Origin of the sequence: Paenibacillus sp. XY044 (assembly GCF_002257645.1) — a bacterium.
Lineage (GTDB): Bacteria > Bacillota > Bacilli > Paenibacillales > Paenibacillaceae > Paenibacillus_AQ.
The window spans coordinates 51,612-64,333 of the sequence record NZ_NQMO01000005.1 but is presented as its reverse complement, the minus strand read 5'-3'; the positions used below and the strand labels follow the sequence as shown (position 1 = coordinate 64,333).

At 48.6% G+C, this 12,722-nt stretch carries 9 protein-coding genes; all 9 read left to right on the top strand.

The genetic code is table 11. The annotated features are described in order from the left end of the window. Window positions 1-12 precede the first annotated feature (12 nt). The 9 genes from fliD to CJP46_RS20155 all read left to right on the top strand — a co-directional run bounded on the left by fliD (window position 13) and on the right by CJP46_RS20155 (window position 12,572). The gene (gene fliD / locus CJP46_RS20195; RefSeq protein WP_094597444.1) at window positions 13-1,566 is read left to right on the top strand and encodes a flagellar filament capping protein FliD; all 1,554 of its coding nucleotides are present in this window, start codon (window positions 13-15) and stop codon (window positions 1,564-1,566) included. Between the two features lie 25 nt (window positions 1,567-1,591). Next, entirely contained in the window at window positions 1,592-1,990 is a 399-nt protein-coding gene (fliS, locus tag CJP46_RS20190) for a flagellar export chaperone FliS (protein ID WP_094597443.1), read from the top strand. Beyond that, a complete protein-coding gene (gene fliT / locus CJP46_RS20185; RefSeq protein WP_094597442.1) occupies window positions 1,983-2,318 on the top strand; it encodes a flagellar protein FliT in 336 nt (111 codons plus the stop codon). The genes fliS and fliT overlap by 8 nt, the downstream gene beginning before the upstream one ends. Before the next feature lie 335 nt (window positions 2,319-2,653). Beyond that, window positions 2,654-6,019, top strand: coding sequence for an S-layer homology domain-containing protein (locus CJP46_RS20180; RefSeq protein WP_094597441.1), 3,366 nt, complete (start codon window positions 2,654-2,656; stop codon window positions 6,017-6,019). Window positions 6,020-6,245: 226 nt separating this feature from the next. After that, complete coding sequence (locus tag CJP46_RS20175; RefSeq protein WP_094597440.1) at window positions 6,246-6,443, top strand: cold shock domain-containing protein; 198 nt, start codon at window positions 6,246-6,248, stop codon at window positions 6,441-6,443. Window positions 6,444-6,727: 284 nt separating this feature from the next. Next, the gene (hpf, locus tag CJP46_RS20170; RefSeq protein WP_094597439.1) at window positions 6,728-7,309 is read left to right on the top strand and encodes a ribosome hibernation-promoting factor, HPF/YfiA family; all 582 of its coding nucleotides are present in this window, start codon (window positions 6,728-6,730) and stop codon (window positions 7,307-7,309) included. 446 nt (window positions 7,310-7,755) lie between these two features. Next, entirely contained in the window at window positions 7,756-10,263 is a 2,508-nt protein-coding gene (gene secA / locus CJP46_RS20165; RefSeq protein WP_094597438.1) for a preprotein translocase subunit SecA, read from the top strand. 184 nt (window positions 10,264-10,447) lie between these two features. Beyond that, window positions 10,448-11,561 (top strand): peptide chain release factor 2 gene (prfB, locus tag CJP46_RS20160; protein WP_143813005.1). Its coding sequence is split into 2 segments (ribosomal slippage): window positions 10,448-10,519 and window positions 10,521-11,561, totalling 1,113 coding nucleotides; the frame shifts between segments, so codons are not numbered across the junction. Between the two features lie 123 nt (window positions 11,562-11,684). Beyond that, entirely contained in the window at window positions 11,685-12,572 is an 888-nt protein-coding gene (locus CJP46_RS20155) for a YitT family protein (RefSeq protein WP_094597436.1), read from the top strand. Window positions 12,573-12,722: the final 150 nt, after the last annotated feature.

The following is a 12,722-nucleotide window of genomic DNA, read 5'->3' as shown; positions in this document are numbered from 1 at the left end:
GGAATTCCCAAAATGACACTTCGTATTAATGGCTTTTCAGGTATGGATATCGACAGTATGGTCAAGCAATTGATGACTGCTAAGCGAGTTCCATTGGATAAATTAAACCAACAGAAAACATATTTGTCCTGGCAGCGTGATAGCTATAGAGAAATGAATAGCAAGGTATTTGCTTTTAAAACAAAATTGTCTGCAACGGATCTCTTTGGCAAGACCAGTAACATGACTGCTCAAACGGCTGTGGTCGATGGGAATAAAGATGCAATTAAGGCCGAAGCTTCGGCTAATGCTTCAAGCGTTCCGATGAGCGTGACCGTGAAGAAGTTGGCTACCAAAGCCACGGTCGAGTCCACTGGCGAAATTAATATTAAAGATTCTTCCGGACCGACGCCCACTAAAGCCAGTTTGAATACCACGATTGGAGCTTTAAATGGTTATGTCGCAGCCACAGATCCTGCACCAACAGATGATAAGCCGGAAACGTTCCAAATTAAGGTCAATGACGTAGAGTTTAACTTTTCAACAAAAGACACGATTTCCAATGTACTTAGCAAAATCAATAATTCGAGTGCCAACGTAGTGGCAGCATTTGACGAAGTCAGCGGTAAGTTTTCGATTACTGCTAAAGAATACGGGACTACTAAGGAAATTAGCATTAGTGAAAGTGACTACGGTAATACGGGTACAAAGACTTCGAGTTTATTAGGATTGCTGAACCTTAAAGGAGCCCCGGTTCAAAGTGGCAAGGATGGAGAAGTTGAAATCAACACTTTGGATTCTAGCGGTACCGTGATAGGCACCAATAAATTCACAACCACTGATAATACACTAAAGGTCAACGGGATCAGCCTTACATTACTTAAAGAAACGGGATCCACTCCAGCTACCGTAACGACAACCATCGATACAACGAAGGCTGTAGACACGATCAAGTCCTTTATCGACACCTACAACGACCTCCTTAACACGATGAACACCAAGGTGGACGAGGAGAAATACCGTGACTTCCCGCCGCTGACTGACGAGCAAAGATCGGCCATGAAAGAAACAGAGATTACAGCCTGGGAAGCCAAGGCGAAGAGTGGCCTGCTGAAAAACGATGACATTCTCAAAGATACCGTTACCGCTATGCGTTCGGTGATCAACAACAGCTTAGGCCAACTCAGTTCAATGGGTATCACAACCGGCCAATATTTCGAAGGCGGCAAGCTGTATCTGGACGAGGAAAAGCTGAAGCAAGCTTTGCAAAGCAATCCTCAACAGTTATCCAACGTCTTCCTAGGTTCAGATGGAATTGTCAACAAACTATCAACGACCATGACAAGCACACTCCAGAAGTTCTCTGATCGTGCCGGTACGAACCGATACAGCGGGGACCTCAGCGCAGCTTTTAAAGACGAGAGCGTCATGGGGAAACAAATGAAGGAATATACGTCGCGCATCAGTGATTTGATTAAGCGGCTTGATGATCAAGAAACCCGATACTACAAACAATTCAGTGCCATGGAAACGGCCATGAACCAACTGCAGTCCCAGTCGTCTAGTCTGTTCGGAACTACCCAATAATTTTTTTAGTAAAGGGTGAAGACACTTGATAACATCTCCATATGAAAAATACCGTCAGTCATCCGTTCAAACATCCACACCGGGGCAGCTGCTCCTCATGCTGTATGATGGGGCTATCCGCTTCGTTCGCTCAGGAATTGACAGCCTGCAGAACAAAGATTTGCAGAAGGCCAATTTGAATTTAGGCAAAAGCCAAAGTATCGTCAACGAGCTGCTGTCTACGCTGGACAGAAGTTATGCCGTTTCGGAAGGGCTCGCTTCTTTATATGAATATATTAATCATCTGCTAATCGAATCCAATGTGAAGAAAACGACTGCACCTGCTGAAGAGGCGCTGGGGTATTTGACGGATCTGCGGGAAACCTTTGCCGAAGCCGCTAAAATGACAGCCGGCAGCTTGAGCCAAGAGACGGCGAATGGATAACCTGATCTCTTCGCTTCAATCTTTAACTGAAACCGTTGTAGCTCGCCTGCAGTATACGGCCTATGAGGAGCTGCAGGACTTTGTCCAGGAGCGTCAGCAGCTGATTGATGAACTGAACCGGCTCAAGCAGCACACCCCATTTTCACCGGGCCAAGTTGAGCAGTTACAAAGCATTTTACAGGCGGATCCGCTCATCCTCAACCGCATGAACCAGCTTAAAATGGAAGCCTCCGACTGGCTTCAGCACAGAGGACAAGCCAAAATGCAGCGGAGCGCTTACGAAGCAGCATACACACCAGATAGCTTTTTGATGGACCAAAGGAAGTAACACATAGCCTGACAACAAAGCCCAATATAGCAAGACACTGAAAAGACTAGAATCGATATTCTAGTCTTTTTTTGTTTTCATTTTTCAATTCAACTCTAGCAATGAAAAAAAGTAGCAGGAAACAAAAGGAACAAAAGTATAGATTTCCTTTGTCTAATTATGGTAGGATACAAGAAGTATTGATAGTCTTTAAGTCCTGGTTCTATTGTTATAAGTTTTCTAATTCTGCAGTTAAGGGAGGTTGAATATAGCAATATCGGGTAAAAAAAATGTCGATTTAGTTCATAATTTTCATTTTAACGCATAATTACATAAGTCCATAGGAGGATGTTCTTGTGAAAAAAGGTTTGCATGGTACGTTAACCGGATTGCTAGGTTTGGGGATGACTTTGGGTGCTGTCAGTCCCGCATTTGCGGCACAACCCGCAAAGGATATCAACGGTCACTGGGCTGAAAAACAGCTGCAGGAGTGGGTAAACCAAGGAACTTTGAAAGGTTTTGAGGATGGTACGGTTAAACCCAATCAATCGATTACTCGGGCTGAATTTATCGCATTGGTCAATCGTATTTTTGGATACACTGAATCTGCTCAAGTTCAATTTTCCGATCTGTCCAGCAGCAACTGGGCCTATACGGATGTGGCCAAGGCGGTTAAAGCTGGATATGTTCAAGGATACCAAGATCAAACGATACACCCTTCTGCTGATGTCACTCGCCAAGAAGCTGCGGCTATGATCGCCAAAGTCGTTGGACTGACAGCGGGACAGACGGATTCATTGTCCACCTTTAAAGATGCTGACCGTATTGCTGCATGGAGCAAGCAAGGTGTCGCCGCGGTCCTGGAAAGCAAAATCATGAACGGTTATCCGGATCAAACCTTTGAACCGCAGAAAAGTTTGACGAGAGCCGAAGCGGTTGTGCTGATTGACGCGGCTTTTGCGAAAAAAGCATCGGAGACCGTGACCTTTTATCAGGCTGGTACCTACGGCGGAACCGATAAAGAAATCCAGGTGATCCATGGAAACGTTGTCATCAGTGCTCCAGGAGTAACTCTCCAAAATGTAGAGATCGAAGGCAACCTGACCCTTGCCGAAGGGATTGGTGGCGGGGATGCCACGCTGAAAAACGTCAAAGTTCATGGAACTACCAACGTTGAGGGTGGCGGCGAAAACTCGATCCACTTCGTTGATTCCGTGCTGGTGAATATCGTTGTTAACAAAAAAGACGGAACGGTACGTATCGTTGCTGAAGGATCCACGGTCACCCAAAGCGTTGTTGTGAAGTCGTCGGCCAAATTGGAAGAAGACCATGCTAGCGGCAAGGGCTTTACGAACGTTGAATTGTCCAAGGAACTCCCGGCAAATGCAAAAGTTACACTGAACGGAACATTCGATGATGTTGATGTTTTCGCTGCATCCATTTCTGTTCAATTGGTTAAAGGTTCGATCGAAAACGTGCATGTGGACGGCTCAGCCGGAAATTCTTCCATTGAGCTCAGCAGTGAAGCGAAGATCGTGAAGCTTGTTTTGGATGCGGTTGCGAAACTCCTCGGTTCCGGCCAGATTCAAACCGCAACGATTAACGACGGCGCCAAAGGCTCTACTTTCCAAACTAAGCCCAACCAAACGGAAGGTTCTCAAAAAGATTCCATCCAAGTATCGACACCTGCATCCTCTAGCAACTCCGGCGGATCCAGCAGCGGTGGCAGCAGCGGCGGATCTAGCGGAGGAGGAAATAATGGTGGGGGAACGACGACTCCAGCAGCTCCTAAGACGGCTCTGTTAGCAGTAGGTTCTAAATCAGGGACAACTAAGCTAGTTGGTGTAGATCCATCGATGCAGTATAGCGTTAATGGAACGGATTTTATTAATATACTGGGGACCGAAGTTGACAATATCCCAGTATCTACTGGAACGATCATCAAAGTTCGGTATAGCGGGACATCCACTCAAAATCCATCTGAATCACAGGTGCTCCAAGTAACCGATGATGTAATCGGCCACAATCACTATACTGGGGAAGAGGCCTTGGCCTTTGTAAAACCACAGGACTTTGGCGTCATGCAGTTTTCCGGAGTTAACGGGTACAGTGTAGGTTTTGAACTCGTGGCTACTACTGCGAAGAATCTTAAAAAAGTCGAAGTTAGCTTGTATAAAGACGATACGCTTCTCCAAAAAAATGTAAGCAACACATTACTTGAAGAGTACCCGGATGCAACCCAACTCTCCAGTCCGTTTGATGTTACCGGGAAAGTATGGAATGGTAACTGGACTAATGAAGCATGGAATGGAAAACCGGATGATGTTCCTACCAAGGCTGTAATCGTCGTTACAGACTGGATGGGGAATACGTATACGGTGGAAAACACCAATCTGACCGGAGACCCGGAATTATTAGATCCTAAGCAATATACAGGAGAAGATGCACTTGCATTTGTAAAACCACAGGACTTTGGGGTAATGCAGTTTTCCGGAGTTAACGGCTATAATGTCGGATTTGAGCTTCAGAAAGTTACTGCTAAGGATATAAAATCGGTTGAAGTCAGCTTATTTAAAAACGACGTTCTTCTTCAGAAAAATGTGAGCAACACTTTGCTCATGGAGTATCCGAATGTAACCCAGCTTTCCAGTCCATTTGATGTTACCGGAAAAGTATGGAGCGGCAATTGGAAAAACGAAGCCTGGAACGGCACAGCTGAGGATGTACCAACGAGAGCAGTCATTGTGGTTACAGACTTGAAGGGGAACACGTATACGGTAGAGAGCTCGGATCCCACAGGGGACCCGTCTGCATTAATTCCTAAACATTATAAAGATAGTGAGGCACTGGCATTCGTAAAGCCCCAGGACTTTGGGGTAATGCAGTTCTCGGGAGTTAATGGTTATAGCGTTGGATTTGAACTTCAAACGGTTAAAGCCGGTGAGTTAAAGAAAGTTGAAGTCAGCTTATATAAAGACGGGGTACTGTTGCAACAAAATGTGAGCAATACATTGCTCGAGGAGTATTCAGAGGCGACTCAGCTTTCCAGTCCTTTTGATGTGAATGGTAATGTAGTGGACGATAACTGGACGTATGGAGCATGGAGCGGAACTCCAAGCGATGTACCTGACAAAGCTGTAATTGTTGTTACAGACTGGATGGGGAATACGTATACAGTTGAAAACACGAATTTGACCGGAGATCCGTCTGAATTAATTCCTAAACATTATACAGATAGCGATGCGCTGGCATTCGTTAAGCCCGAGGACTTTGGGGTAATGCAGTTCTCTGGTGTTAACGGCTACAGCGTAGGTTTTGTACTTCAAACGGTTAAAGCCGGTGAGCTAAAGAAAATCGAAGTCAGCTTATATAAAGACGGAGTACTGTTGCAAAAAAATGTGAGCAATACATTGCTCCGGGAGTATTCAGGGGCGACTCAACTCTCCAGTCCTTTTGATGTGAACGGTAATGTAGTGGACGATAGCTGGACGTACGGAGCATGGAGTGGAACTCCGGGCGATGTGCCTGACAAAGCTGTAATTGTCGTTACAGACTGGATGGGGAATACCTATACTGTAGAAAATACAAACTTAACAGGGGACCCATCTGTTCTGAATCCGGCTACTACACCTGAAAATAGTCCATCCTCTCCAAATGACACATCCAATGAAGAGGATACTATTGGTGATCCAACTGACATCGACCGGGAACCGACTGTTTAATTCCAAGTCCTTATATTTTTGCGAATTTTCCCGTTTCACTCGTTTTATTTTCGGTTAATAAACCATATAAATGATTACGTATCGACGTTCTGATTAACCACCCTTCTGGAATTTTATACAATTAAACCCCTTACCATTCCAATTGACAATGGACAAGTTTGGGTGGTATATTCAGGAATGTGGGCGTAAGTCACACCTTATTTGACGACGAAGGGAATGTTAGTGCATGCAAGGTAAAGTTAAATGGTTCAACGCAGAAAAAGGTTATGGCTTCATCGAGACTGCTGATGGTGGCGACGTATTCGTACACTTCTCCGCAATCCAAACGGATGGCTTCAAGACTTTGGAAGAAGGTCAAGACGTTGAATTCGACATCGTCGAAGGCGCTCGTGGACCGCAAGCAGCTAACGTAACGAAATTATAATCATCCGGCAAGGCCGACCTACATATACGGTTCGATGGTTAAGTAATTGAAGAACGGTAGCGATAAGACCCTGGATATCCAGGGTCTTTCTTTGTGTTCCGGTGGATTTTACCACGATCGAACTTGTTTCATTTCCTCCTGTGCGGTTAAGGAATTTTACCCTGCTTTAAGCGGACCGCGGGGATAAGTGAAGGGCTTTCAGCTGGCGGACAGCCGCCCGGAAACGCCTTTTTACTTAGCGTTAACAATTGTGATATAATGGAACTGCAAAGGAGGAGTGCCCTATGAATTTAGCTATTCGAGGTCAACAAATCGAGGTTACTGACGCTTTGAAGGACTATGTCGACAAGAAGCTCAGCAGGCTTGAGAAGTATTTCGATGCACCCCCCGCCTCAGAAGGAAATGTGACACTTGGAGTTACTCGAGGTTTGCACAGCGTGGAGGTAACGATTCCGCTTCCTGGAGTGATGCTCCGGGCCGAAGACCGCAGCAATGACATGTATGCATCCATTGATGCCGTCGTGGACAAGCTGGAACGCCAAATCCGCAAACACAAGACCAAGCTCAACCGCAAGTTCCGCCAGGAAGGAAGCCTGAAGATGCTGTTCACGGAAGAAGCCGCGACCGGTACCACCGGCCTGCTGCCGACGATGACGGAGGAAGAGCACGACGATCTGGAAGTGGTCCGCACGAAGCGCTTCACCTTGAAGCCGATGGACGTGGAAGAAGCCATTTTGCAGATGAACATGGTCGGACATAATTTCTTTGTTTTTTCGAACATTGATACTCAGGAAGTGAATGTTGTTTACAAACGGAATGATGGAAAATACGGTTTGATCGAACAAAATGAAGGCAGCACGTATTAACTAATGACGGTCCGTTGTAATAATTTTCATAATGATGTAAATATTTAATGAATTTCATGTAAAAAAAGAGCCCCTATCCTGCAACGGATTGGGCTCTTCTTGCGTATATAGATAGAGGCGGTTTGTAAGGCTGGTAAGTTGTTGCGGCATCTCTTACAAACTGTTACAATTTATGCAAACCCGTTTTTATCATCATTACCGGTTTAAATACGATTAGAATGAACTTCAAGCAGTTACATTTTGTCTGTATGAAGTCGATTCTGTCCGGATCAATTTCAACAAGCAGCAGATTTTCAATACTCCTGTATGAATCGATTCTTTATGAATCCATATCATCCAGCCGTTGTCTGTGTGAATTGGTTCATCAAGAGTCTATTTCATTTGAACATAACCCTGAAATAACTGAAGTTGATTCTAACAATTGTTTTGCGCGAAAGGGGTTAACCATGCTAGGTATTGTTAAAAAAATCTTCGGTGACGTCAACGATCGTGATGTCAAGCGTCTGATGAAGACGGTCGATCAGATTAACAAAATAGAACCGGAATTCGTCGCTCTCTCTGATGAGCAGCTGCAAGCCAAGACGGAGGAGTTCCGCCAGCGTCTGGAAAAAGGGGAAACCCTCGACGATCTCCTTCCTGAAGCGTTTGCCACCGTACGCGAAGCCTCCAAGCGTGTACTAGGTAAGCGTCATTACGACGTTCAGCTGGTTGGCGGTATGGCACTGCACGAAGGCAGAATTGCCGAGATGAAGACGGGTGAAGGTAAGACCCTGGTCGGTACCCTCCCGGTATATTTGAACGCTCTGCTTGGACAGGGTGTGCACGTCGTAACCGTCAACGACTATCTCGCTCAGCGGGACAGCGCGGAGATGGGGCAAATTTACGAATTCCTGGGCATGACGGTCGGGGTCAACCTGAGCGGCATGGACCATTCGGATAAACAAGTGGCGTATGCCTGCGACATCACGTACGGTACGAACAACGAGTTCGGTTTTGACTACCTGCGTGACAACATGGTGCTGTATAAGGAACAAATGGTACAGCGTCCGCTGTACTTCTGTACGATTGACGAAGTGGACTCGATCCTGATCGACGAAGCGCGGACCCCGCTGATTATCTCGGGACAAGCCCAGAAATCCACCGAGCTGTATTATGTGGCCGACCGCTTTGTGAAGCAGCTGCAGAAGGAAGAGGACTATACCGTTGATATCAAGGTCAAATCCGTTGCTTTGACGGAAAAGGGTGTTGCCAAAGCGGAACGCGCTTTTGGAATCGAGAACCTTTACGACCATAGCCACATTACGCTGAACCATCACATCGTTCAAGCACTGAAGGCGAACGTCATCATGCGCCGCGACGTCGACTACGTCGTGACGGAGGACGAAGTGGTTATCGTCGACGAATTTACGGGCCGCCTGATGGCCGGACGCCGTTACAGCGACGGTCTGCACCAGGCGATCGAAGCGAAGGAAGCCATCGAGGTTCAGAACGAGAGCATGACGCTCGCGACAATCACCTTCCAGAACTACTTCCGGATGTACCGCAAGCTGGCCGGCATGACCGGTACGGCGAAGACGGAGGAAGAAGAATTCAAGAAAATTTACGGCCTGGAAGTGCTTCAGGTGCCAACGAACAAGCCGAACCAGCGGGCGGATATGCCGGACATCGTGTATAAGAGCGTGAACGGCAAGTTTAAGGCGGTTGTCGACGAAATCGTCGAACGCCATAAAAAGAACCAGCCGGTGCTGGTCGGTACGGTATCCATCGAGAACTCCGAGCTGGTTTCGGAAATGCTGAAGCGCAAAGGCATCAAGCACCAGGTGCTGAACGCCAAATACCATGCCGAGGAAGCGGACATTATTTCCCGCGCCGGTCAGCCGGGAACGGTAACCATTGCCACGAACATGGCCGGACGGGGTACGGATATTTTGCTGGGTGACGGTGTGTCTGATGTGGGCGGTCTGCATATCATTGGTACGGAGCGCCACGAATCCCGCCGGATCGATAACCAGCTTCGCGGCCGTGCCGGACGCCAGGGTGACCCGGGTTCGACGCAGTTCTACCTGTCGCTGGGCGACGAGCTCATGAAGCGGTTCGGTGCGGACAACGTACTGAACATGATGGAACGCCTCGGTTTCGAGGAAGACCAGCCGATTGAGAGCAAGATGATCACCCGTGCGGTCGAATCCGCGCAAAAACGCGTCGAAGGCAACAACTTCGACCTGCGGAAGGTCGTACTCCAATACGACGACGTCATGAACCAGCAGCGGGAGATCATTTACAAGCAGCGCCGTGAAATCATGGAATCCGACAACATCAAGGATATCGTCATGGAGATGATCAAGCCGGTCATTGACCGTGCGGTGGAAGTGCACTGTTCCGACGATATTCCGGAAAACTGGGAGCTCCAGGAAGTGGCTGATTACGTGAACAGCAAGCTCCTTGACGAAGGCTCGATTACCCGCGACGATCTGTGGGGCAAAGAGGTTGAGGAGATTGAAGAGTTCATCTTCGATAAGGTGACGAAGAAGTACGACGAACGTGAAGAACGGATCGGTTCCGAGCTGGTGCGCGAGTTCGAGAAAGTAATCGTGCTCCGCTCCGTCGACAGCAAGTGGATGGACCACATCGACGCGATGGATCAGCTCCGTCAAGGTATCCACCTCCGTGCATACGGCGGTACGGATCCACTCCGCGAATACCAATTCGAGGGCTTCGAGATGTTCAACACGATGACGGCCAGCATCCAGGAGGAAGTGGCCATGTACGTGATGAAGGCCCATATCGAAGCGAACCAGGAGCGCCAGGCGGTTGTGGAAGAGAGCAAAGTTTCCACGAATGGCGAGCCGACCGAGAAGAAGCCGGTTCAAGTCGGCGATCAGATCGGACGCAACGATTTGTGCCCTTGCGGCAGCGGCAAGAAATACAAACACTGCCACGGTCAAGAAGCATAAGATAGTATCGAAGTAACTTCTACAACAATTCATACAACAGCCGTTTCTTAGGCAACCCTAAGAAACGGAGCCAGAACTCCCTTAAACCGGGAGACCCAAGCGGGTGCTGCTCTGAAGAAGAGGGCGGCCGCAGGGTCTTTCCGCTTAAGGGAGTTTATGTCGATAAAGAGGTGAAGAGTAAACCATGTTAGATCCAAGCGTTAAGCACGACCTGCGGGAAATCGCAACGAAACTCACCAATCTTAGGGGGTCTCTTTGACTTAGATCTGAAGCAGGAAATGATCTTAAACTTCGAAGAGAAAATGTCGGCTCCCGACTTTTGGGATGACAACGAAAAAGCTCAATCGGTTATTGCGGAAATGAACGCGGTCAAATCATCGGTTGACGAGTATGAGAAGCTGCAGCAGGAATACGACGACGCCTCGATGATGGCGGAGCTGGCCGACGAGGAAGGCGACGAATCACTGGCCGCCGAAATCGCGGATGCGGTGGAGTCGTTAACCAAGAAGCTGGATGATTTCGAGCTCAAGCTGCTGCTGAACCAGCCTTACGATAAAATGAACGCCATTCTCGAGCTGCATCCAGGCGCCGGCGGGACCGAGTCCCAGGATTGGGGACAGATGCTGCTGCGGATGTACACCCGCTGGGCAGAGAAACATGGCTTCAAAGTCGAAACCCTGGACTACCTGCCAGGGGACGAAGCCGGGATCAAGAGCGTTACCCTGTTGATCAAAGGCTTTAACGCTTACGGCTATCTGAAAACCGAAAAAGGCGTGCACCGTTTGGTGCGTATCTCGCCGTTCGACTCGTCGGGACGCCGCCATACGTCGTTCGTCTCCTGCGATGTCGTCCCGGAGATTACCGAGGACGTCGACGTGGAGATCCGGACAGAGGATCTCAAGATCGATACGTACCGGGCCAGTGGCGCCGGCGGTCAGCACATTAACACGACAGACTCCGCGGTCCGGATTACCCACATCCCGACGGGCGTGGTGGTGACCTGTCAGAACGAACGCTCGCAGATCAAAAACCGGGAGCGTGCGATGACGATGCTTCGATCGAAGCTGTACGAACGCAAACTCGAAGAGCAGCGAAAACAGCTGGATGAAATCCGAGGGGAACAGTCGGATATTGCCTGGGGCAGCCAGATTCGCTCCTACGTGTTTCACCCCTATAGTATGGTAAAGGACCACCGCACCTCAGTGGAAACCGGCAATGTCGGCGCTGTTATGGACGGGGACCTGGATCCGTTCATCGACGGTTATTTGCGCAGTCAAATTAAGGTGGAAACCGAATAAAACCAAGTGAATTCCTACACGCTATTTGTGTAGGAATTTTTTGGTGTAAAGGACTGATTTTAGCATTCGTCATGCTTGGCTGCTTCATGGCCGATTTATTTTAGTTAAGGAGAGAAAAACGTAATGTCTCAGAAGTCATCGAACCGCAGAAAGGCATCGCTGCCCATGAGCGGACCCCAGCGCCACGTGGTGGATACGCTGCTCATCATTATCGGTTCCTTTATTATCGCTTTAGGATTTAATTTGTTTTTCCTGCCGAACGGGATTGCTTCCGGCGGGGTATCCGGGATTTCCGTGTTGGCTGAGGCCTGGTTTGGCATGGAGCCGGCCTTTACCCAGTGGGCCCTCAACATCCCGTTGTTTATCATGGGCGTCCTGCTCCTCGGAAAAAATTATGGCATCCGCTCGCTGCTGGGCAGCGTGGTGCTGCCTTTGTTCGTCTTTTTGACGAAGGACTGGCCGCTGCCGACGAGCAACCCGCTGCTCGCCTCGATTTATGGCGGAATCGCCGTGGGACTCGGGATCGGGATCGTGTACCGGGGACGGGGCTCCACTGGCGGACTGACGACGCTGGCCCAGATTATCCAAAAGTACAGCGGACTCAGCTTTTCCCTGAGCGTCGTGATCCTGGACGGATCGGTCATTGTTTTAGCCGCCTGCACGCTGTCGCTGGAGAAGGCGCTGTACGCGCTGGTGGGACTGTATGTCACCGGCAAGGTGATCGACGCTATTGAGCTGGGCTTTAATTACTCGAAGGTGGCTTATATCATCTCAGACCATATCGAGCCGATAACGGCGGCGGTGCTGAAAGACCTGGACCGTGGCTGTACCAAGCTGAACGCCACCGGCGGTTATACCGGAACGGACCGGACCGTGCTGATGGTCGTCATCGGACAGAGCGAGACGACGCGGCTAAAGACGCTGGTGCAGTCGGTGGATCCGGAGGCTTTTGTCATCATCACCAATGCGCATGAGGTGCTGGGTGAAGGCTTTAAGCTGCAGGGCAGCTGATCTGTACTCGGATTTTCCCAGCCTTACGTGAGCCAACTCATTCGGAAAATGGATAAAAAATAGCCAACTCATCGGAGTTGGTTATTTTTTATGGGCGTTTATAACATCATTGATTTTTATATAAGAAGACCGGCAAACCTTTTATTATGG